This is a genomic window from Halomonas flagellata (genome assembly GCF_022487945.1).
Classification (GTDB): domain Bacteria; phylum Pseudomonadota; class Gammaproteobacteria; order Pseudomonadales; family Halomonadaceae; genus Halomonas; species Halomonas flagellata.
Genome location: NZ_JAKVPY010000024.1, coordinates 39,249 through 59,898, shown reverse-complemented (window position 1 = coordinate 59,898; position 20,650 = coordinate 39,249). Strand labels below are relative to the sequence as shown.

The window sequence follows — 20,650 nt, the reverse complement described above, 5'->3', positions numbered from 1 at the left end:
TATTCTGATATGGGTCGCCGGGTAGCCAGGTCTATGCTGGGGTTTCTGCAGGGATTCGCCTATGGGCTCTTCGTCACCTGCCTGCCGTGGTGCCTGGTGGGGCTGGCGAACCCGCGGCTGGCGGTGCCCACCGAGCGTCCCGGCCGCTGGCAGGTCTTCTTCCGCTATGGCCTGCTGGTCCCCTTCCTCAGCGTCCTGCTGTGGCTGACCTCGCTGTGGGGGGGCTTCGGGCCGAGCCTGGAGGGCTGGCTGGCGGGGCTGGCGGCGATCGCCGTGGAGCTCCCCCTCGAGCGACGCTGGCACCGCTGGCGTGCCCGTCGGCATCGACAGCGGCTCGAGGCGCGGCTCGAGGCCGAGGCGTCGAGCCGCCGGGCCGAACAGGAACGCGGGGCCCGGGAGGCGGGGGTGGCCGTGCTCGACCCGGCCCGGCCGCCCGTCGATGCCGATGAGGTGGTGCTGGCCCTGTGCCGCGCCAAGCAGGGGTTACTCGATGTCAGGCGCCCCGATCTGGCCATCCAGGCCGACCGTCTCTTCAGCCGCTACCGCCACGTGCTGGACGTCCTGGCGGCTCGTTTCGAGCACGGCGAACTGGCCTTCGAGCGTGCCCAGGCCCTGGTCACCGAAGTGTGCCTGGGTGCGGTGGACAACCTCACCTCCATGGCCTCCCAGGCCAGAGGCGTGATGGGGGTGGACGGTGACTTCGTGCGCCGTCGCCTGGAGCGCGGGGGCAGGCGGCTGTCCGCCGAGGAGCGCACCGCCCTCGAGCGGCGCCTGGAGTTGATCGAGGGCACCGAGCGTCGCCTGGGCCGGCTCACCGCCCGCAACGAATCCGCGCTGACCCTGCTCGACGATACCGCGGTGGCCCTGGCGCGCATCGAGACCGGGCGCCCCCAGGCCTCGGTCGCCGCCGACCGGGCGCTGGAGGAGCTGCGCCGCTTCATCGGCCGGGCCGAGCGCTATGGGCGTAGCGACTTGGGCTAACGGTTCGTGTCGGAAAGACCGGCGGGCTCTGCTAGCTTGTAAGCAATGGGCTTCAGTACAGCAGGTGCTTATGAATCAGCCACCCGAACGTGATCCGCGCCTCTCCCTGCCACCGCTGGAGGAGGTCGCCAGCGAATTGGCGAAGGCGTCTCCCCGGCAGGCCGGCGAGGAAGAGGAGGGTGAAGCCCCCGAGCTCACCGCCAGGGCCGACGCCTTCGTGGCGGAAGTGCTCGAGAGCGGCGACGACCCCTCCAGCCTGGCCCGGCAGCGCCGGGCGGTGGACGAGCTGGGGCTGGAACTGCAGCAGCAGGCCGCCCACCGCAGCGCCATGCTGAAGACGCCGCTGCGCAAGCTGGCGCACCACGGCGATGATGGCGGCCCGGTGGCGCGGGCACTGGTCGATCTGCGCGGCAGGATGCAGGCGCTGGACCCGCGCGGGCAGCGCCTGTCGCCGGGGCGGCTCGACCGGGTGCTGGCCAGGCTGCCGGGCGCCGGCAGCCGTCTGCAGCGCTACTTCCGCAAGTTCGAGAACGCCCAGCAGGCGCTGGACGCGATCATTGCCGACCTGGAGACGGGGCGCGACATGTTGCGTCGCGATAACCTGACCCTGGGCGACGACCAGGAGGCACTGCACGAGATCCTGGGGCACCTGCAGCACCAGGTCACCCTCGGGCGCCTGATCGATCGGCGCCTGCAGGACGCCATCGGCGGGCTCGACGAGGCGAGCACGCAGCGCACCTTCATCGAACAGGAGCTGCTCTTCCCCCTGCGCCAGCGCATCCTCGACCTGCAGCAGCAGCAGGCGGTGTGCCAGCAGGGCGTGCTGGCCCTAGAGGTGATCATCCGCAACAATCGCGAACTGATCCGCGGGGTCGATCGGGCCATCCATGTCACCGTCTCGGCACTCACCGTGGCGGTCGCCGTCGCCCTGGCCCTGGCCAACCAGCGGCTGGTGCTCGATCGTGTCGAATCCCTCAACGCCACCACTTCCGAGATGATCGCCGGAACCGCCAGGTCGCTGCGCCAGCAGGGAGTGGAGATCCAGACCCGGGCGGCCTCGGCACAGCTCGACATGCAGGCCCTCGAACAGGCCTTCGGCGATGTCATGGCCGCGCTCGATGACCTGGCCCGCTACCGGCAGGAGGCCCTGCCGCGGCTGGACGCCCAGATCGACCGGCTGGCGGTGCTCGCCGACGAGGGCAGTGCGGCGATCGAGCAGCTGCGCCGGGGCGATGACGGGGCCCCGCCGGAGGCGGGCAGTGGCGAGGATGATGCCACGACGAAGGGGTAGGGGCGCGCCGAGCCCTGATGCGGCCTACTTGAAGTGGGAGGAGGCGTCGGCGAAGGCCTTGCGCAGGCGCTCCCACGACTCCTCCAGCCCCTGGCGCAGGGTGCTCCAGGCTGCCTCGCCGGTCTGCTGGAGCTCCTCGAGCAGCTCACAGGTCTCGTCGCGACGCCGCTTCAGGCGCTCGATGTCGTCATGGTACTTGACCCTGGCCTCGGCGCCGGCCTCCCGGGCCCTGGCGACCAGGAGGTCGATCTCGGCATTCCAGGCGTCGAGGTTGGCCTTCATTCTCGCGATGTAGTCGTCGCGCTTGCTCATGATCTTGCCCCGCGGGTGACACATGCCTCTCCTGTAACGATCGTTTTGCCCACCCCGGGTTCCCTTCGCTGCACGGCCGAGCCATCACCGCCACGGTTGTCGGCTCGACCGCCGCTGGCAGTGGTCAGCCGGCGGCGCAGGTCGTAAGCTCAGGGTGAAATGGTGAAACCGGACTTCCGCCATGCTCCTCATCCGCACCGCTCGCGGCGCTCGGCGCCGCGGGGCCACCCGTCGCCGTCAGCCGCGTCATCCCGGCAGGAGCGTCATCGACCGCTGGCTGGACCGCCTGGTCGATATCGCCGTGATCACCGCCCTGGCGGTCGGCGCCGTGGCGCTGGTGTTGACCCTCCTGCTGTAGAGAGCCCGTGCGCTTCCTGCTGACCCTCGCCCTGCTGGCCGGCCTTGCGGCCATGGCCTGGTGGCACTTCGGGGACGATGTGCCTCGGCATTGGCATCCTGGCAAGCCGCTGCGGGTGGACGATCCCCTGACACCGGTGAGCCGCTGGAAGCTGAGGCGGCTGGCAGACAATCGCGACGGCTGCCTGGCGGCACTCGACACGGTACCCGCAGGGGAGTTGCGCTATTCACCACTGGACGATCATGAGCCGGTGGCGGGCTGTCCGCTCGAGAAGGTGGTGCGGATGCAGGGGAGTGGAGTCGATTTCAATACCAGTTTCGTCGCCAGCTGCCCGCTGGCCCTGGCCTGGGTGATCTTCGAGCGTCAGCGACTGCAGCCCGCGGCCGAGGAGCTGTTCGGGACGTCGGTCGAGTCCGTGGTGCACTACGGCAGTTTCGCCTGTCGCCACGTCGCCGGACGCGAAGAGGGCCGACTCAGTGAACATGCTTCGGCCGAGGCGCTGGATGTGGCGGCCTTTCACCTGGCCGACGGGCGTCGGATCACAGTGCGGAATCACTGGCATGACGAGGGGCCTCGGGGAGAGTTTCTGCGCGAGGTGCGCGACGGGGCCTGTGACCTGTTCGGCAATGTGCTGGGCCCGGACTACAACGCCGCGCATGCCGATCACTTCCACTTCGGCATGCGCGGCTACCGGTCGTGTCGTTGAAGTGCCCGGCCCGCCCCGACGGCGACCGTGGACTATGCTTCGATGATAGCCGCCGGCCTGCCCGCCGGTGGTCCCATCGAGGAGGCGCCACCCACGGGTGACGAATCGTGACATGAACCAGAAGAATCTCTTCGTGGTGGGGCTGGACGATTTCAATCGACAGCGGCTCGAGACGCTGCGCGGCGCCGAGCACTATCGCTTTCACGGCGTCATCGAACCCGCGGAGGTCTACGAGACCGAGATCTTTCCCATCGGCGAGATGCTGGAGCGGGCCACGCGGGAACTCGAGGCCTTCGATGGCACCATCGATGGCATCGTCGGCTACATGGACTTCCCGGTGTCGACCATGCTGCCGATCCTCTGCGAGCGCTTCGGCACCCGCTCCACCTCCCTGGAAAGTCTGCTCAAGTGCGAGCACAAGTACTGGAGCCGACGGGTCCAGCGCGAGGTGATTCCCGACTTCATCCCCGCCTTCACCGCCTTCGATCCCTTCGACGATGACGCCCTCACGCGGATCGGCGAGGCGGGGCTGTATATCCCCTTCTTCGTCAAACCGATCAAGTCCTCGGGCTCCCGGCTGGGCTTCCTCATCGATAGCCCCGAGACCTTCTACCTGGCCATCGAGCAGCTGCGCGAGCAGATCGGCCTGATCGCCGACCCCTTCAACACGGTACTCGAGCATGCCCGCCTGCCGCCGGAGGTCGCCGCCGTGGATGGTCACTTCTGCATGGCCGAGGAGATCATCGGCGGCTGGCAGTGCACGGTGGAGGGCTACGTCTTCGAGGGCGAGGTCGTGAGCTACGGTATCGTCGATTCGCTGCGCTACCCCCAGGTGCTGAGCTTCTTCCACTACCGCTACCCCACGGGGCTGCCCGGCTATGTGCAGGAGAAGATGACCGAGCTGACGCGCACGGTCATGACGCATATCGGCTACGACAACGCTGCCTTCAATATCGAATACTACTGGGACGAGGTGCAGGAGCGGATCTGGCTGCTCGAGATCAACACCCGGATCTCCCAGTCGCACTGCGACCTGTTCGAGAAGGTCGACGGCGTCAGCAATCAGCAGGTCACCATCGACCTGGGGCTGGGGCGGCGCCCCGACATGCCCCATCGCGAGGGCGAGTTTCCCATGGCCGCCAAGTTCTTCTACCGGGTGTTCTTCAGCGATGCGGTGGTGACCCGGGTGCCCAGCGAGGCCGAGATCGCCGCCCTGAAGGCGGACTTCCCCGGCACCCTCATCGCGCTCCAGGTGGCGGTCGGCCAACGCCTGTCGACGTTACCCGAGCAGGACAGCTACAGCTATGCCCTGGCCCACATCTGGATGGGGGCGCGGGATGAAACGCAGTTGCTGGCCAACTACGACAGCCTGGCCTCGCGCCTGGGCTTCGAGTTCGACGACATCCAGGGTTGAGGACATCCAGGACCGAGAAAGACCACTAGGGGCAAGGAGAGCAGGGCCATGCGTATCGTGAACGACTTTCCCCGCCGGGTGCAGGAGGAGGAGACCTGGATACCCCTGGCGGATGGCACCCGCCTCGCGGCACGCATCTGGCGCCCGGTGGATGCCGAGCGCCACCCGGTACCGGCCATCCTCGAGTACCTGCCCTATCGCAAGCGCGACCTCACCGCCGAGCGCGATGTCCAGAGTCATCCCTACTGGGCGGGCCACGGCTATGCCGGGGTGCGGGTCGACATCCGCGGCACCGGCGAGTCCGATGGCGTGCTCACCGACGAGTACCTGCCCCAGGAGCTGGACGATGGCCTGGAAATCCTCGCCTGGCTCGAGGCCCAGCCCTGGTGCACCGGCGAGGTGGGCATGATCGGCATCTCCTGGGGCGGCTTCAATGGCCTGCAGATCGCCGCCCTGCAGCCCCCCCAGCTCAAGGCGGTGATCACCCTGTGCTTCACCGACGACCGCTACGCCGACGACATCCACCACATGGGCGGCTGTCTGCTGGCCGACAACCTCTCCTGGGCCTCGACCATGTTCGACGGCAACGCCTGCCCGCCGGATCCCAAACTGGTGGGCAAGCGTTGGCGCGAGATGTGGCTCGAGCGCCTGGACGGCAGTGGCCTCTGGCTGACCAAGTGGCTCGAGCACCAGCGCCGCGACGACTACTGGAAGCACGGCTCGGTGTGCGAGGACTATTCGCGCATCCAGTGCCCGGTGTATGCCGTCAGTGGCTGGGCCGACGGCTACTGCAACGCGGTGTTCCGGCTGCTGGCCGGGCTATCCGTGCCGCGCAAGGGGCTGGTCGGCCCCTGGGCCCACAAGTACCCGCACCTGGGCGTGCCGGGACCGGCCATCGGCTTCCTGCAGGACTCGCTGCGTTGGTGGGGGCAGTGGCTCAAGGGCGAGGATACCGGGATCATGGAGGAGCCGATGCTGCGCGTCTGGATGCAGGAGTCGGTGCCGCCCTCGGCGCGCTACGACGTGCGCCCCGGTCGCTGGGTGGCCGAGCCGGTTTGGCCATCACCGAACATCGTGCCGACGTCCTTCCGTCTGACCGCGGGACACGACCTGCTGCCGGAAGACGACGCCGAGGATGACGAGGCCAGCCTGGATATCCGCTCGCCGCTCTCGGTGGGGCTCTACGCCGGCAAGTGGTGCTCCTACAATGCGCCGCCCGACCTGCCCCATGACCAGCGCGACGAGGATGGCGGCTCGCTGATCTTCCAGACGCCGCGCCTCGAGGCGCCGCTGGAGATCTGCGGCCAGCCGCTGGTCGAGCTGGAACTGGAGGCGGACCAGCCGGTGGCCATGGTGGCGTTGCGCCTTTCCGACATCGCCGAGGACGACAAGGCCACCCGGGTCTCCTACGGGCTGCTCAACCTCACCCATCGCGACAGCGACGAGCATCCCGAGCCGCTGGAGCCGGGACGCCGCTATCGGGTGCGGGTGTTGCTGAAGCACATCGCCCAGCAGTTCGCCGCCGGGCATGCCGTTCGCCTGGCGCTCTCCACCAGCTACTGGCCGCTGGCCTGGCCGACCCCGGTGCCGGCCAGGATCACGATCCGGCCGAGCCGTTGCCGCCTGATCCTGCCGGTGCGGGCGCCGCGGCCCGCCGAGGAGGCGGCGCTGCCGGAGTTCGCCGAGCCGGAGGGCGCGCCCCCCCTGGCCAAGACGTTGCTGCAGCCGACCCAGGAGACCTGGCAGGTGATCCGCGACCTGGCCAATGACCGCACCACCCTGGAGGTGGTCAACGACGAGGGGCGTTACCGTCTCGACGACATCGACCTGGAGATCGCCGCCCGGGTCACCGAGCGCTATCAGTACGCCTACGGCAGCTACGACAGCGTCAGCGGCTGGACGGAGTGGCAACGCAGCTTCAAGCGAGGCGACTGGGAAGTGCACACCCTGACCCGCACGCTGATGACCAGCGATGCCGACAGTTTCCGTATCCGCGCGACCCTGGACGCCTGGGAAGGCGACACTCGCATCTATGCCCGGACCTGGGACGAGACGGTGCCTCGCGACCTGGTCTGACACTTCACCCCCGGCCCTGCCGGCAGGAGAGCGGCCATGCCGAGAATCACCGGCCTCGACCACCTGGTGCTGCGTGTCACCGATCTCGACGCCATGCTGCGCTTCTACTGCGAGGCACTGGGCTGCGAGATCGAGCGCCGCAACGACGACCTGGGCCTGATCCAGCTGCGCGCCGGTACCGCGCTGATCGACCTGGTGCCGGTGGAGAGCGAGCTGGGGCGCCGGGGCGGCCCGGCACCCGGTAGCGCGGGGCGCAACCTGGATCACTTCTGCCTGCGCGTCGATCCCTTCGACGCCGCGGCTATCCGTGCCGAGCTGGCCCCCTTCGGTATCGAGGTCGGCGAGGAGAAGACCCGCTATGGTGCCGAAGGCAGTGGGCCCTCGCTCTACCTGAGCGATCCCATGGGCAATACCGTCGAGCTCAAGGGACCACCGCTGCCGTGAATGCTCGGCGCGCCCGATTTGCTGGTAGGCTAGGGGGCTGACGGGCCCCGGCCCCTGCATGGCAAGGAAGGCGCGCATGAGTGTGGTTCCAGCGGCTGCCGGCACATCGCCCCGGCAGCGGGCAACGAGAAAGGAAATCTTCGGCTGGGCGATGTTCGACTTCGCCAACCAGGCCTATACGCTGCTGATCATCACCGTGGTATTCGGCGAGCTGTTCACCACGGTGATCGTCGGCGACCGCGGCGACGACCACCGGCTGGCCAACCTGCTGTGGAGCCTGGCGCTGGCGGTGAGCTACCTGCTGGTGGTGATCACCGGCCCCCTGTGCGGGGCGGTGATGGACTACCACGCCGCCAAGAAGCGCTTCCTCTTCGCCAGCTATCTGGCCACCGTGGCGACCACCGCCATGCTCTACTTCGTGGCGCCGGGCTATGTGGTGCTGGGCCTGGTGCTGATCGTGGTGTCGAACTACGCCTACTCCATGGGCGAGTCCTTCATCGCCGCCTTCCTGCCCGACCTCGGACCCCCGGAGGACCTGGGCAAGATCTCCGGCTTCGGCTGGGCTCTGGGCTACGTCGGCGGGCTCTTCGCCGCCGGCTTCACCCTGGTGGCGCTGGGCGAGGCCACGGCGGAGAACTTCGAGCGCATCCGCTGGGTGGGGCCCTTCGCCGCCGGCTTCTTCCTGGTCACCGCCATCCCCACCTTCCTGTGGGTCAGGGAGCGCGGCACGCCGCAGCCGCCCGGCATGCCCTACCACCGGATCGCCTGGGAACGGGTCGCCACCACCCTGCACGAGCTCCGGCGCTTCCGCGACCTGGGCATCTTCCTGGTCTCGCTGCTGTTCTCCATGGCCGGGGTCTACATCATCATCGCCTTCGCCTTCATCTACGGCGCCCAGGTGATCGGCTGGGACGAGTCGATCCGCAACCTGATGTTCATCATCGTGCAGATCACCGCCGCGGCGGGGGCGCTGGGGTTCGGCTTCATCCAGGACCGCATCGGCACCAAGGTCACCTACCTGATCACCCTGATGCTCTGGGTGGCGGCGATCTTCGCCATCTGGGCCACCCCCGAGGTCACCGCCTTCCTCAATGCGCGACTGGGGCTCGACTGGGAGGCGCAGCACCTCTTCCTGGTGGTGGGCTGCCTGGCCGGCCTCAGCCTGGGCTCGAGCCAGTCGGCGAGCCGCGCCCTGGTGGGGCTCTTCTCGCCGACCCGCAAGGCCGCCGAGTTCTTCGGCTTCTGGGGCCTGGCCAACAAGCTGGCCGGGGTCTTCGGCATCATCGCCCTGGGGCTGCTGCAGTCGCTGGTGGGCCTGCAGGCCTCGATCCTGCTCTGCGCGGCACTGTTTATCGTCGCCATCCTGATCTGCCTGGCCGTGAATCAGGCCCGCGGCCAGCAGGCGGCGCGCGACTGGGAGGTGCGCAACGGCCTGGAGCCGGCGAGGAGGCCCTGAGTGTCGGCGCCGGATGTCGGGATGCTGGCATTGGTGGGTGTGACCTTCCTCGCCGCTGGCACCGTGAAGGGCGTGATCGGCATGGGCATGCCCACGGTCTCGCTGGCGCTGCTCACGGCGACCCTGGGGCTGCACTCCGCCATGGCGCTGCTGCTGGTGCCCACCGTCATCACCAATGTCTGGCAGGCGCTGGTGGGCGGCCGACTGGTGATGATCGCCAGGCGGCTGTGGCCCTTCCTGGTGACCTCGGTGCTGGCGGTGTGGCCCGGGGTGGTGGTGCTGGCCGGTGTCGATGTGCGTTGGCCGTCGCGGCTGCTGGGGGGGCTGATCATCGGCTATGCGCTGATGAACCTGGGCATGGCCCGACTGGTGCTTCCGGTACGCCATGAGCGCCGCGCCGGGGTGATCTCCGGGGTGGCCAATGGCCTGCTGACCGGCATGACCGGCTCGTCGGTGTTCCCGGGTGTGGCCTATCTGCAGGCGCTGGGGCTGCCGAGGGACCAGTTGATCCAGGCCATGGGGATCCTGTTCACCCTCTGTACCCTGACGCTGGGCCTGGCCATGGGGGAACAGGATCTCTTGACCGGCGACCTGATGTTGACCTCCAGCCTGGCGGTGATTCCCGCTATCCTCGGCATGCAACTGGGCCAGCGGCTGCGCCGTCGGCTCTCCGAAGCGAGTTTCCGGCGCTTCTTCTTTTCCGGGCTGCTGGTGATGGGCGGCTATATCGTGCTGCGCTCTCTGGGGGGCTAGTGGGCGCGTGACGCAACGGCGGCCGGGGTGACATAGACTGGAGGAATCCCGCCCAGCCGGGCCCACTGGAAGTTGCCGTCATGGACCCCGTCATGCTGCGTGCCATCGAGCGCATCCTGGTCGTGCTGTTCGCTGGCATGGCCATCTATCTCGGGTATCGTCTGTTCCTGGCGGTGCCCGCCCACCGCGACAGCGACGGCAAGGTGACCCTGCCCGGCGGCACCGAGGTAGTGCTGAACCGCGCCGCGCCGGGACTCTTCTTCGCCCTGTTCGGCAGCGTGGCCCTGGGCATCTCGCTCTACAGCGCCGTCCAGGCCACCTCGGCACCGGCCGTGACGACCGGCGATGCCCCGACGCTGGCCAGCTACTCGGGGCTCGGCCAGGACGCCGGTGGTATCGACCCCGCCCTGGAGCAGGCTCAGCTGCGCCGTCTCTTCTTCACCCTCAATGCCCTGGGCGACGCCTCCTCCGCGGAGGGCAGCCAGGCCGTGGCCGAGCGTGGCGACCTGCGCCAGGTGAAGCTGCGGCTGATGCGCGATGCCTGGCTGGACGCCTGGGGCGACCATGCCGCCTTCAGCGACTGGGCCAATGGCACCGACGCCCGGGGGGAGCCGCCGGATGCCCGTTTCTCCGAGCCGGCGGCCCTCTACCATCAGGGCAGGGACCGGCCATGAACGCCGGCTGGCGGCTCGGCCTGGCCCTGTCATGCTGGCTGCTGGCATCGCCGGCCGTGGGCATGGCCAGCCTCTACGACGATACGACCCTGGCCTACTGGTCGCGCATCACGCCCGCGGACATTCGCCGCGTCCATGACGAGGACCTGTTGCCGGCATTCGAGGCCGAGGAGCGCGAGCGGCTGGCGGACGTCGAGCTGCAATTTCCGCTGCGCTGCCCGGTGCTCGCCAGCGAGCCGTTCTGCTACTACCAGCAAACCCTGGCCGATGGCCGCCGTCAGGTGGTGATGTCGGTGGCCTCGCTGCGCCTGTTCGGCGACCTCGCCCTGGCCATGGCCTGGTTGCAGCTCGAGGGACTGTCGATCGAGACGCCCGGCCAGTACCTGGCCATGCTGCGTCACCGCCGGCGCGAGTCGTTTCCCGACGATCGCTACCCGCCGCCCCTGGAGGCACTGGGGGTGCCCGATGACGTACGGGATCGGACGGAGGTGATGGAGCTCTACGGCAAGATCTTCACCTCCTCGGTGGTCTTCGTGCTGCTCCACGAACTGGGGCATGCCCTGCACCGTCATCCGGGCTACGGCCCCGAGGTATCCCGGGAGGCGGCACGCCGCCACGAGATCGAGGCCGACGATTTCGCCCTGGACGTCATGGCCCGGCTCGCCTATCCGCCGCTGGGCATGAGCGTCTTCTTCACGCTGCTGGCCCACTGGGAGCCCAATCGCTGGCACTTCGCCGACGAGGCGGCCTATCGGGCCCATCTGGCCGAGGCCACCCATCCGTTGACCTCGGACCGGCTGCGCGGGCTGGCGTCGGCCCTGGCCCAGCGCCGCGATGCCTTCGCCCGGGCCGAGCCGGACTTCGCCGCGGCCCGCGAGCGGATCGACGGCGTGGCCGACGAGATCGGTCGCCTGGCGGATTTCATGGACGACCGCGACATCCAGGAGGGCATCGTGCGCCTTGGCCGTGCCACCGAACCGGCCGTCCTGCGGCCGCGGCGGGAGGGGGAGCCGGCCATCGCCCCGGCGGTGCCGGCCGCCGGGCTCCCCTTCGCCGGTACCTTCCAGGGCCGGCTTGGCGACGCCTCGGGGGAGCTGCCGGTATGGCTGGTGCTCGAGCGGCAGGGTGACCGGGTCCAGGGGGTGTTCACCTACGGGTTGGGCCTGGGTCATCTGGAAGGGGAGGTGCGGGCGGGGCGCCTGCACTTCGGCTGGACCCTGGGGCTGGAGCGGGGGCTGGGTGTGCTCGAGGCGACGGCGGACGACGAGCGACTGCATGGCAGCTGGGGGCGCGAGCGCTCCGCCGACGATGGCGGTTATTGGGAACTGTGGCGAGAGGAGCTCGAGTAGGGAAAGCTTGCCCCTGTGGCAACGACGAGGGAGGCAAGGGCATGCGTGGGCGGGGAAGGCCGACGCTTCGCGGCCTGCGTACAGGGAGTCACCTTGTCGGTAGGCAAACAGCGCCGGAATAGGTATCAATGCTGTAGTAGTGGCCAGCGGCAGCGGTCGCCGGGCCCAGTGAGGGAGGACGGCGGATGAGCGACGAAGACTCCACGCGGCGCACCGGGCTCGGCATGATGCTGCTGTTCTGGGTGCTGTTCATCGGTACCGGCACCTGGTGGTTCCAGGGTTACCTGGCAGAGCAGCGCAATCCCAACGCCCATCTGGCCACGACCGTGGCGGGGGACGGGGAGCCGGTGATCCTGGAGCGCAACCGCGCGGGCCATTTCGTGGCCACCGGGCGCATCAACGGCGAGCCGGTGGAGTTCCTGCTTGATACGGGGGCCACCTACGTGGCCGTGCCCGCCGGCCTGGCCGACAGGCTGGGCCTGGAGCGGGCCGATTCGGCCTGGTTCAACACCGCCAACGGCCGGGTGCGCGGCCATCTCACCACCCTCGACGAGGTCAGCCTGGGGGGCTTTTCCGCCACCGAGGTGCGCGGCTCGATCAGTCCCGGCCTGGACGGCGACGTCGCCCTGCTGGGGATGAGCTTCCTCAACCGCTTCGACATCGAGATCCGTGACGCACGTATGGTCCTGCGCCCGGCACAGCAACCCTGAGGAGTCCATGTCGAACCACCCGAGAGGCCATCGAGCCGAGCAGCCGCGGGAGATCTCCGGCCCCGGCTGGCTGGACATCCTGTGGCGCGTCAAGCAGGAGATGAGCGACGACCGTATCACCATGCTGGCCGCCGGTATCGCCTTCTATGCCCTGCTGTCGCTGTTTCCCGCCATCGCGGCCGTCATCTCGCTCTGGGCGCTGGTGCTCGACCCCCAGGACATGGCACGCCAGATCATCGAACTGAGTCGCTTCCTCCCCCAGGGCGTGACGAACCTGATCGAGGAGCAGGCCCGCAAGATCGGCGACAACACCGATACCGGGCTGAGCCTGACGGCCCTGACCAGCCTGGTGATGGCGATGTACGTGGCCTCCAAGGGCGTGCGTGGCCTGATCGTCGGGCTGAACGTCGTCTACGGCGAGGACGAGCGCCGCGGCCTGGGTCACCGCACCCTGGTCATCGCCGCCCTGACCCTGGGACTGATCGTGCTGACCCAGGTCACCATCGTGTTCATCGCGCTCGTGCCCCTGGCCATCGGCATGCTCGGCCTCGACGACACCCCGGTCAGGGTGATCGGCTGGCTGCGTTGGCCGGTCCTGCTGCTGGTGATGATGTTCGTCATTGCCGTGCTCTACCGCTTCGGCCCCTATCGGCGCTCGCCGCGCTGGGAGTGGGTCAGCGTCGGCACCGTCACTGCCACCCTGCTGTGGTTGCTCGGCTCCGGTGGGCTCTCGCTCTACGTCGGCCATGTGGTGAATCTGGGCGAGCTCTATGGCTCGCTGGGCGCCGTGGTGGTACTGATGCTGTGGTTCTGGCTCTCCGCCTTCGTCGTATTGCTCGGTGCCGAGATCAACGGTGAAATGGAGCGCCAGACCCGGCACGACACCACCATCGGCGAGCCGCGGCCCATGGGAGAGCGCGGCGCCCATGTGGCCGATACCCTGGGCCCGAGGCGCCGCGATCGCCCCAGCGACACGCCCGACCAGGGAGAGAACCCGTGATCCTCAAGCAACAGCTCGGCATCGACCTGCCCATCCTCCAGGCACCCATGGCGGGCGTGCAGGGGGCCGACCTCGCCGTGGCGGTCTGCGAGGCCGGCGGCCTCGGGGCACTACCCTGCGCCATGCTGGGGCCGGACGCCATGGCGCGTGAACTCGAAACCATCCGAGCGCGCACTCGCGCACCGCTCAACGTCAACTTCTTCTGTCATACGCCCCCCGAGCCCGACGCCGGCCGCCAGGCGCGCTGGCACCGGGCGCTGGCGCCCTACTATGCCGAGTTCGGCCTCGACATCGCGAGCGTGCCGGCGGGGGCGGGACGCCGGCCCTTCGATCACGAGGCCTGCGATCTGCTGGAGGCCGTCCGCCCCGAGGTGGTCAGCTTCCACTTCGGGCTGCCGGCGCCGGCACTGCTCGAGCGGGTCAAGGCCTGGGGCGCCACGGTGCTGTCGTCGGCCACCACGGTGGAGGAGGCCTTGTGGCTCGAGGCCCGGGGCGCCGATGCGATCATCGCCCAGGGGCTCGAGGCGGGCGGCCACCGTGGCCTCTTCCTGTCCGAGGATCTCACCACCCAGGTTGGCACCTTCGCCCTGCTGCCCCAGGTGGTGGCGGCGGTCGAGGTGCCGGTGATCGCCGCCGGCGGCATCGGCGATGCCCGCGGAGTGGCGGCGGCCCTGGCGCTGGGCGCCGACGCCGTGCAGGTCGGCACCGCCTTCCTGTGCTGCCCGGAGGCGACCACCACACCGATTCACCGGCAGGCGCTGATGAGCGAGGCGGCTCGCCACACGGCCCTGACCAACCTCTACAGCGGCCGACCGGCGCGGGGCATCGTCACCCGCTTGATGCGCGAGCTGGGGCCGATGAGCGAGCTGGCGCCGGCCTTCCCCACGGCCGCGGCGGCCATCGCCCCGCTGCGCGCCGCCGCGGAAGCGCAGGGCAGCGGTGACTTCTCGCCACTCTGGGCCGGGCAGAACGCCAGTGGCTGTCGGGAGATTCCTGCCGCCCAGCTAATTCGTCAACTGGTCGAGGGGGTGGAACAAGCAGCCATCGACGAGGTGACGTATCGGCCATGACGCCGATCAGGCCCGATGGCGAATCTCCAGCACCTGGGCCGGGGGCCGGAAGCTGTCGGCCCGGCTTGACGCCCTGGGAGAGCTTGATCTCGATCATCTGACCTCAGGGCGCGCGGCATTCTCGGCGAAGGTCGCCGCATCGAAGCCTCCCAGGCGATCGCGACAGCCGAAATAGCCCGAGCCGATCTCCCACACCAGGTCACCGCCAGCCAGATGATGGCGGGAGATGCCGCCTTCGCCGGTGTCGTGGTAGAAGCCGCCGCGCTTGGCTCCCTGGTTGAGGGCCTGGATGGCGTTACCGGAAAGGGCGATGGCGAGACCCAGCCAGCTCATCAGGTAGGCACTATAGCGCAGCGGGACGGGCCATCGAATACGAGTCGCCATTGGTGCGAGGTATCCGCTCGGCGCAAAGCCCGTATTGGTCCTCAGGGGTCCTGTCGTGCTTGGGGTGCATCGTTGCGCCGGGGTGCCGTGGTGGCGACTTCCTCGTCGGCTTCGTACAAGGCTTCCAGTTCCTGGGCGGCCTCCTGCACGGTCTGTATCAGTTTCTTCTCGTTGCCGAAGACTTCGAGCTGACGCATCAGCGCCTGCTCGTCGTGGGGACGGAAGGTGTCGATGGTGTGCTGTGCTTGTTCGTTGGGGATGCCCAGCTCGATCAGCACGTCGCGGGTGAGTTCCAGGCTGGCGGGCAGCAGTTCGCGCACGATGTCGTGGATGCCGGCGCGCATCAGCAGGTGGGCATGGTAGCGGTTGCGGGCCCTGGCGAAGATGCGCAGGTGCGGGAACTGACGCTTGACCTGCTCGACGATGCGCATCGAGGCTTCGATGTCGCCCACGGCCACTACCAGCACGCGGGCCTTGTCGGCGCCGGCGGCACGCAGCAGGTCGATGCGCGAGGCATCGCCGAAATAGACCTTGTTACCGTAGCGGCGCACGAATTCGACGTGATCGGCATTGATGTCGAGCACCGTGTAGGGAATCTTCAGGCCCTGCAGCGCGCGGCCCATGATTTGCCCGAAACGGCCGAAGCCGGCGATGATGATCTGTGGCGCATCATCTTCGGGGCTGTCGTAGGCAGGCGTGGGCCGGGACTTGCCGAACAATGGCCGGATCCAGTGCAGGTGGGCCAGGAAGAGTACCGGGGTCGCCGCCATCGACAGCGAGATCACCAGTACCAGCAGGCTTACCAGTTCAGGGCCGAGCAGGGCGGCAGTGCCCGCCGCAGTCAGCACCACGAAGCCGAACTCCCCGCCCTGGGAGAGCAGCACAGCGAGATTGGTCGCCTCCCGCCAGCCGGTGCCGAACAGCCGTGCGGCCACCACCATGCTCAACGCCTTGGCCAGCAGCAGGCCCAGCGTCAGCCCAACGATCAGCCAGGGCTGCTGGGCGAGCAGCCCGAGCTGGGCGGTCATGCCCACGGCCATGAAGAACAGCCCCAGCAGCAGGCCGCGGAAGGGCTCGATATCCGCCTCGATGTTGTGGCGATATTCCGAGTCGGCGAGCAGTACCCCGGCGATGAAGGCCCCCATCGCCATCGACAGGCCGGCGATCTCCATCAGCAGGGCAGAGCCGATCACTACCAGCAGGGTGGTGGCGGCGAAGACCTCGCGGCTGCGGGTGCCCGCCGCCAGGCGGAACAGCGGACGCAGCAGATACCGGCCAACGATGATCAGCCCGAGGAAGGCGCCGGCGGCGAGCAGGATCTCGCCCAGCAGCGGTGCGACGCCATCGGCGATCAAGGATCCGGCGGCGAGGATGGGGATGACCGCCAGCACCGGGATCGCCGCCATGTCCTGGAACAGCAGCAGCGCGAAGGCATGGCGCCCATGACGGGCCTGCAGCTCCTTGCGCTCGCCCAGCAGGTGCAGCACCAGCGGTGTGGAGCAGAGCCCCAGGCTGAAGCCGACCACCAGGGCCGCGACGGGGGGAAGGCCCAGCCACCAGGCGCCTGTCGCCAGGAGTACGGTAGTCACGGCGACCTGCAGGCTGCCGAAGCCGAACACCGCCTTGCGCATCACCCTGAGACGCGCCGGCTTGAGCTCGAGGCCGATCACGAACAGCAGGAAGACGATGCCCACCTGGGCGAACTGCAGCACGCCCTCGGCATCCGGCACAAGCCCCAGTACCGAGGGGCCGATCACGACTCCTGCGGCCAGGTAGCCCAGCACCTCGCCGAGCCCCAGGCGCTTGAATACCGGCACGATCAGTACCGCCGCGGCAAGGAAGATCAGGGCGTTGAACAGAAGTCCGGTGGCCAAGGGTGACTCCTTCTTCGAGGTGGCGAGGGGGCCCCATTCTACCCGAGCGGGGGCTGCTTATTGATAAGCAAGCACCGGGCCAACCGGACGGCCGTGACCGGGAACGCCTGGCGGGCCCCGGGGTCCGACATCCTGAACATCAGCGAGGCGCCACGGCTCCGGCGAGCCGGTAGCGAGAGGAGAGCACCATGCAACTCAATGCCGACTTTTCCCGGCGGGCGGTGGTCACGCCCGAGGCCTACCGCTGGGTGGACTCGCCCACGCCCGGCGTGGAGCGAATGATGCTGGATCGCGTCGGCGAGGAGGTGGCCCGTGCCACTTCGCTGGTGCGCTATGCACCGAACAGCACCTTCCCGACCCATGAGCACGGCGGCGGCGAGGAGATCCTGGTGCTCGAGGGCGAGTTCGCCGATGAACATGGCAGATACCCGGTGGGAACGTACCTGCGCAATCCTATCGGTACCGCCCATGCGCCGAGGGTCGGTGAGCAGGGGGCACTCATCTTCGTCAAGCTGCACCAGTTTTCTCCCCGGGACACCGACCGGAAGGTCATCGATACCCGCTCGGCCGACTGGCAGCCGGGGCAGGAGAAGGGGCTCGAGGTGATGCCCCTCCACGAGTTCCGAAACGAGCACGTGGCACTGGAGCGCTGGGCGCCGAATATGCGTCTCGCCCCGCGAGAATACCGGGGCGGCGCGGAGGTCCTGGTACTGGAGGGTTCCTTCCACGACGAGCACGGCCGTTACCCGGCTGGCAGCTGGCTGCGCAGCCCGCACGGGAGCCGGCACACGCCCCGCACCGGGGCGGACGGGGCCCTCGTCTATATCAAGGCGGGCCATCTGCCACCCGGCTGAACGCGGCTCGACTTGGCGGTCACCGATTCCGATTGTGCCGGGTCATGGAGATATGCTACCCATGATCGGCCAACCCATTGAGCTGCAAAGGAGCATGCATATGGGCATCGAAGTGGGCGGCCTGCTGGGCCTGATCTGGTTGATCATCGTCATCTGGGCCATCGTCAAGGTCGCCAAGAGTTCGGCGGGAGGGGTCGCCAAGCTGCTGTGGATCCTGATCCTGCTGTTCTTCCCCGTGTTGGGCCTGATCATCTGGCTGTTGCTCGGACCCAAGGGGTAGCGGCATTCCCCCGTGCCATGACATCTATCGGGCAGGCCAATCGGTCTGCCCGATTTCTTGCAGGGGCTCAGACGGTATCCGGGGGCTCGCCCCGATCGCACTTGACGCACGCGAGCCGCATGCCGAGCCGCGAACGGCGCCCCGCCTCGCTGGTGACCCAGGGGCGCTCGACCCAGGGCGGCCGATGGCGCACATGCTGGTGGTGGCCGCAGGCGAGCTCGGCCACCCAGTGGCCCTCCTCGTCGCGGTGGTAGCCGGTGATGGGCTGCCGCATGGCAAAAGATCAGGGGCAGGGGCCGTCGTCGCTCATTTCTCGTGAGCCCTGTAGTGTCCCGGCACCTTAACGCGCTCGCCGCTGGGGAGCTGGCGAACATGGGGGGGACATAGACCCGCTTGATGACGCTTCTGTCGTTGCTCTTGGTCATGGGTGAGCCCTCCGTGTCATCCCGCAGACTAAGGCCACTACGTTAGCGCCACGCGCGGCGGGGGATCAATCCCGCTCAGGATGCCGCTGCCCCTGAGCAAGGCGGGCTATGCAATGTGCGTAATGACAGGGACGGCATCTACCGACGCAGTGGCGGGGACGAGCTGGTGCTGGATCTGAGCGACAGCGGGGAGGGCTGCGCGGGGGCCTTCTGCATAGCCCTGGAGATGAGTCGAGAGCGCAGGGTGGGTAGGAGATGGCAACGAAGAACCCCACCCGTTTCCGGGTGGGGCAGGCGAGACTTCGCTTCTCCCGCCAGTCATGAGCAATCCCGCCTCAGCGTGCCAGCGACGGGGCAGCGAGTGCCCCGGTGCGCGCCGTCAGCTCGACGGCCGCGGGATGGCGATAGGCGCTTCGCTGGCCTGGCCGGCGGCCCCGAGGTCGGTAGCAATGGCCTCGCCCTGCTCCTGCCAGAGTTGCCGCTCCTCCTCGCTGGCCCGGGGGGAGAACAGGCCGGTCTGCGCATAGAGCAGGCCGATCACCGGGGACATCCAGCAGGCGAAGGCCAGCGGAATGTACAGCAGGTTCTCGACATTTCCCTCGACGATACCGAGTCCGAGGGCGCTGATCACGAAGGCCCCGCCGGCATTCCACGGAATCAGCGGCGAGATGAGGGTTCCACCCTCTTCGATGGCGCGCGACAGGTTCAGGGTCGAATACCCCATGCCGCGGTAGGTGGGGGCGTACATGCGGCCGGGAAGGGCAATCGAAAGGTACGGGTCGCCGGCGACCAGGTTGGTGGACACCGAGGTCAACACCGCGGCTGTCTGTACACCTTTAAAGCTGCGCACCTTGGTCATGATCGCGCGGATGATCGCTTCCAGGCAGCCGGTCTTTTCCAGCGCACCGCCGAAGCCGAGCGCGATGAGAATCAGTGAAATGGTCCACATCATCGACTGGATGCCACCGCGATTGAGCAGGCTGTCGATGGCGCCGATACCGGTCTCGATCGAATAACCGCTGTTGGCATAGGTGAGCAGGTCATGCACGCCGACCCCCTGCGCGACCATGGCGGTGACCGCACCGGCCAGGGCGCCGGCGAACAGCGACGGGATGGGCGGCATGCGCTTGACCGCGAGCACGATCACCAGCACCGCCGGCAGCAGCAGCCAGGCCGAGATGGTGAAGTTCGCCTGCAGCGCGGTGGTGATGGCATCGATTCGCTCGAAGGAGGCGGCCTCGTCGTCGATCAGGGTGAAACCCGCCACCAGGTAGATGGCGAAGGCGATCAGCATCGCCGGGATCGTCGTCGGCATCATGTTCTTGATATGGGAGAAGACGTCCGTGCCGGTGACCGCCGGGGCGAGGTTCGTCGTGTCCGACAGCGGCGAGACCTTGTCGCCGAAGAAGGCGCCCGACACCACGGCGCCGGCGGTCCAGTACATCGGGATATCGAAGCCTGCGCCGATGCCCATCAGGGCGAGGCCCACCGTGCCGACCGTGCCCCAGGAGGTGCCCAGCGACACCGAGACGACCGAGCAGAGCAACATGGCCGCCGCCAGGAAGATGGTCGGCGATAGAATCGTCAGCCCGTAATAGATGAGGGTCGGTACGGTGCCGCTGGCGATCCATACGCCGATGATCATGCCGACGCAGATCAACACCGAGACGGAGGGCAGGGACACGTGGATGACGTGAAAGATGCCCTCTTCGATCTGTTTCCACCGGAAGCCGAGCTTGACCCCCACCAGCGCCGTGATCGCCAGGCCGATGGCCAGGGGAATGTGGGGAGTGAAGTCGCCGAAATAGAAGAGTTGTACCGCCAGTACCAGCAACGTCAGGACGACGGGAGTGAGCGCCAGCATCAGGCCTGGCTGTTTATAGTCGGATGGACTTTTTGGACTTGTCATGTCAGTTACCTTCGGTTTGATGTGCGTTGTTCTTGCTTTGCTTTATCAAGCGTTACGCAACTTTCCGATTGTTATCGATCGACTCTCGATCGGTAGAAGCTATAACAGTAATAGCGGTAGGCAGTTGCCGTGCATTCGTATCCCCCTTTGCCAGATGTCGCAAGACCCGACCGGAAGGCTGCAAGGACACCGTGATCCAGGTGTCGTGGGCGGCCGGATCGCTATATCTGGCTACTTTGTGCCTTCATTCAGCCTTCAAGGCTTATTGTTGGCCATTTCGGCTAGGAATTGGCTCCAAATAACGCTAGATTGGTTTACCTTTGTCCTTGA

The 20,650-nt window shown here is 67.9% G+C and carries 20 protein-coding genes and 1 pseudogene; 16 read left to right on the top strand and 5 right to left on the bottom strand.

Going from position 1 to position 20,650, the window contains the following annotated elements; genetic code table 11:
* The first annotated feature begins 33 nt into the window (after positions 1-33).
* Positions 34-981, top strand: coding sequence for a cobyrinic acid a,c-diamide synthase (locus tag MKP05_RS17260; protein WP_110282737.1), 948 nt, complete (start codon positions 34-36; stop codon positions 979-981).
* A gap of 70 nt (positions 982-1,051) precedes the next feature.
* On the top strand, positions 1,052-2,272 hold the full coding sequence (locus MKP05_RS17255) for a toxic anion resistance protein (protein WP_240569432.1): 1,221 nt from the start codon (positions 1,052-1,054) through the stop codon (positions 2,270-2,272).
* A gap of 24 nt (positions 2,273-2,296) precedes the next feature.
* On the opposite strand, the gene MKP05_RS17250 is transcribed toward MKP05_RS17255, so the two are convergent.
* Positions 2,297-2,608: a sll1863 family stress response protein gene (locus tag MKP05_RS17250; protein ID WP_240569431.1), complete on the bottom strand. Its 312-nt coding sequence runs from the start codon at positions 2,606-2,608 to the stop codon at positions 2,297-2,299.
* Between the two features lie 157 nt (positions 2,609-2,765).
* Here MKP05_RS17250 and MKP05_RS17245 point away from each other — a divergent pair, with 157 nt between their 5' ends.
* From MKP05_RS17245 to MKP05_RS17190, 12 genes are all read left to right on the top strand, one after another.
* On the top strand, positions 2,766-2,942 hold the full coding sequence (locus MKP05_RS17245) for a hypothetical protein (RefSeq protein WP_240569430.1): 177 nt from the start codon (positions 2,766-2,768) through the stop codon (positions 2,940-2,942).
* A 52-nt stretch (positions 2,943-2,994) separates the two neighbouring features.
* Positions 2,995-3,648 carry an extensin-like domain-containing protein gene (locus MKP05_RS17240; RefSeq protein ID WP_240569445.1) on the top strand — a complete coding sequence of 218 codons (654 nt, stop codon included), beginning with the start codon at positions 2,995-2,997 and terminating at the stop codon, positions 3,646-3,648.
* Between the two features lie 112 nt (positions 3,649-3,760).
* Complete coding sequence (locus tag MKP05_RS17235; protein ID WP_110282735.1) at positions 3,761-5,062, top strand: ATP-grasp domain-containing protein; 1,302 nt, start codon at positions 3,761-3,763, stop codon at positions 5,060-5,062.
* 48 nt (positions 5,063-5,110) lie between these two features.
* Positions 5,111-7,138, top strand: a complete 2,028-nt coding sequence (locus MKP05_RS17230; RefSeq protein ID WP_240569429.1) for a CocE/NonD family hydrolase — start codon at positions 5,111-5,113, stop codon at positions 7,136-7,138.
* Between the two features lie 36 nt (positions 7,139-7,174).
* Positions 7,175-7,582, top strand: a complete 408-nt coding sequence (locus MKP05_RS17225) for a VOC family protein (RefSeq protein ID WP_240569428.1) — start codon at positions 7,175-7,177, stop codon at positions 7,580-7,582.
* A gap of 76 nt (positions 7,583-7,658) precedes the next feature.
* A complete protein-coding gene (locus tag MKP05_RS17220; RefSeq protein ID WP_240569427.1) occupies positions 7,659-9,038 on the top strand; it encodes an MFS transporter in 1,380 nt (459 codons plus the stop codon).
* A 21-nt stretch (positions 9,039-9,059) separates the two neighbouring features.
* Positions 9,060-9,791 carry a sulfite exporter TauE/SafE family protein gene (locus tag MKP05_RS17215; protein ID WP_240569426.1) on the top strand — a complete coding sequence of 244 codons (732 nt, stop codon included), beginning with the start codon at positions 9,060-9,062 and terminating at the stop codon, positions 9,789-9,791.
* Between the two features lie 80 nt (positions 9,792-9,871).
* Positions 9,872-10,465 (top strand): hypothetical protein, encoded by a 594-nt coding sequence (locus MKP05_RS17210; RefSeq protein WP_240569425.1) that lies wholly within the window; start codon positions 9,872-9,874, stop codon positions 10,463-10,465.
* Positions 10,462-11,814, top strand: coding sequence for a phage exclusion protein Lit family protein (locus MKP05_RS17205; RefSeq protein WP_240569424.1), 1,353 nt, complete (start codon positions 10,462-10,464; stop codon positions 11,812-11,814). Before MKP05_RS17210 ends, MKP05_RS17205 begins: the two co-directional genes overlap by 4 nt.
* A gap of 185 nt (positions 11,815-11,999) precedes the next feature.
* Positions 12,000-12,524 carry a retropepsin-like aspartic protease family protein gene (locus MKP05_RS17200; protein WP_240569423.1) on the top strand — a complete coding sequence of 175 codons (525 nt, stop codon included), beginning with the start codon at positions 12,000-12,002 and terminating at the stop codon, positions 12,522-12,524.
* A 7-nt stretch (positions 12,525-12,531) separates the two neighbouring features.
* Positions 12,532-13,524: a YihY/virulence factor BrkB family protein gene (locus MKP05_RS17195; RefSeq protein WP_240569422.1), complete on the top strand. Its 993-nt coding sequence runs from the start codon at positions 12,532-12,534 to the stop codon at positions 13,522-13,524.
* Positions 13,521-14,594: an NAD(P)H-dependent flavin oxidoreductase gene (locus MKP05_RS17190; protein ID WP_240569421.1), complete on the top strand. Its 1,074-nt coding sequence runs from the start codon at positions 13,521-13,523 to the stop codon at positions 14,592-14,594. The genes MKP05_RS17195 and MKP05_RS17190 overlap by 4 nt, the downstream gene beginning before the upstream one ends.
* Before the next feature lie 58 nt (positions 14,595-14,652).
* Here MKP05_RS17190 and MKP05_RS17185 read toward each other — a convergent pair.
* Together MKP05_RS17185 and MKP05_RS17180 are read right to left on the bottom strand one after the other, a co-directional pair.
* Positions 14,653-14,903 (bottom strand): annotated as a pseudogene (locus MKP05_RS17185) (glutamate synthase-related protein); the annotation flags it as partial.
* 116 nt (positions 14,904-15,019) lie between these two features.
* On the bottom strand, positions 15,020-16,852 hold the full coding sequence (locus MKP05_RS17180) for a monovalent cation:proton antiporter-2 (CPA2) family protein (RefSeq protein ID WP_240569420.1): 1,833 nt from the start codon (positions 16,850-16,852) through the stop codon (positions 15,020-15,022).
* Positions 16,853-17,040: 188 nt separating this feature from the next.
* Between MKP05_RS17180 and MKP05_RS17175 the strand changes: the two genes are divergently transcribed.
* Together MKP05_RS17175 and MKP05_RS17170 are read left to right on the top strand one after the other, a co-directional pair.
* Entirely contained in the window at positions 17,041-17,706 is a 666-nt protein-coding gene (locus MKP05_RS17175) for a cupin domain-containing protein (protein WP_240569419.1), read from the top strand.
* A 100-nt stretch (positions 17,707-17,806) separates the two neighbouring features.
* Positions 17,807-17,986, top strand: coding sequence for a PLDc N-terminal domain-containing protein (locus MKP05_RS17170; protein WP_110282724.1), 180 nt, complete (start codon positions 17,807-17,809; stop codon positions 17,984-17,986).
* A gap of 67 nt (positions 17,987-18,053) precedes the next feature.
* Here MKP05_RS17170 and MKP05_RS17165 read toward each other — a convergent pair whose 3' ends face one another.
* Together MKP05_RS17165 and nhaC are read right to left on the bottom strand one after the other, a co-directional pair.
* Positions 18,054-18,260, bottom strand: a complete 207-nt coding sequence (locus tag MKP05_RS17165; RefSeq protein ID WP_240569418.1) for a DUF3565 domain-containing protein — start codon at positions 18,258-18,260, stop codon at positions 18,054-18,056.
* 530 nt (positions 18,261-18,790) lie between these two features.
* Positions 18,791-20,320: a Na+/H+ antiporter NhaC gene (gene nhaC, locus MKP05_RS17160; RefSeq protein WP_240569417.1), complete on the bottom strand. Its 1,530-nt coding sequence runs from the start codon at positions 20,318-20,320 to the stop codon at positions 18,791-18,793.
* Positions 20,321-20,650 lie beyond the last annotated feature (330 nt).

Coding starts and splice junctions, on each gene's coding strand:
- MKP05_RS17260 (WP_110282737.1), top strand. CDS start 34: ATGCTGGGGTTTCTGCAGGGATTCGCCTATGGGCTCTTCGTCACCTGC.
- MKP05_RS17255 (WP_240569432.1), top strand. CDS start 1,052: ATGAATCAGCCACCCGAACGTGATCCGCGCCTCTCCCTGCCACCGCTG.
- MKP05_RS17250 (WP_240569431.1), bottom strand. CDS start 2,608: ATGTGTCACCCGCGGGGCAAGATCATGAGCAAGCGCGACGACTACATC.
- MKP05_RS17245 (WP_240569430.1), top strand. CDS start 2,766: ATGCTCCTCATCCGCACCGCTCGCGGCGCTCGGCGCCGCGGGGCCACC.
- MKP05_RS17240 (WP_240569445.1), top strand. CDS start 2,995: ATGGCCTGGTGGCACTTCGGGGACGATGTGCCTCGGCATTGGCATCCT.
- MKP05_RS17235 (WP_110282735.1), top strand. CDS start 3,761: ATGAACCAGAAGAATCTCTTCGTGGTGGGGCTGGACGATTTCAATCGA.
- MKP05_RS17230 (WP_240569429.1), top strand. CDS start 5,111: ATGCGTATCGTGAACGACTTTCCCCGCCGGGTGCAGGAGGAGGAGACC.
- MKP05_RS17225 (WP_240569428.1), top strand. CDS start 7,175: ATGCCGAGAATCACCGGCCTCGACCACCTGGTGCTGCGTGTCACCGAT.
- MKP05_RS17220 (WP_240569427.1), top strand. CDS start 7,659: ATGAGTGTGGTTCCAGCGGCTGCCGGCACATCGCCCCGGCAGCGGGCA.
- MKP05_RS17215 (WP_240569426.1), top strand. CDS start 9,060: ATGCTGGCATTGGTGGGTGTGACCTTCCTCGCCGCTGGCACCGTGAAG.
- MKP05_RS17210 (WP_240569425.1), top strand. CDS start 9,872: ATGGACCCCGTCATGCTGCGTGCCATCGAGCGCATCCTGGTCGTGCTG.
- MKP05_RS17205 (WP_240569424.1), top strand. CDS start 10,462: ATGAACGCCGGCTGGCGGCTCGGCCTGGCCCTGTCATGCTGGCTGCTG.
- MKP05_RS17200 (WP_240569423.1), top strand. CDS start 12,000: ATGAGCGACGAAGACTCCACGCGGCGCACCGGGCTCGGCATGATGCTG.
- MKP05_RS17195 (WP_240569422.1), top strand. CDS start 12,532: ATGTCGAACCACCCGAGAGGCCATCGAGCCGAGCAGCCGCGGGAGATC.
- MKP05_RS17175 (WP_240569419.1), top strand. CDS start 17,041: ATGCAACTCAATGCCGACTTTTCCCGGCGGGCGGTGGTCACGCCCGAG.
- MKP05_RS17170 (WP_110282724.1), top strand. CDS start 17,807: ATGGGCATCGAAGTGGGCGGCCTGCTGGGCCTGATCTGGTTGATCATC.
- MKP05_RS17165 (WP_240569418.1), bottom strand. CDS start 18,260: ATGCGGCAGCCCATCACCGGCTACCACCGCGACGAGGAGGGCCACTGG.
- nhaC (WP_240569417.1), bottom strand. CDS start 20,320: ATGACAAGTCCAAAAAGTCCATCCGACTATAAACAGCCAGGCCTGATG.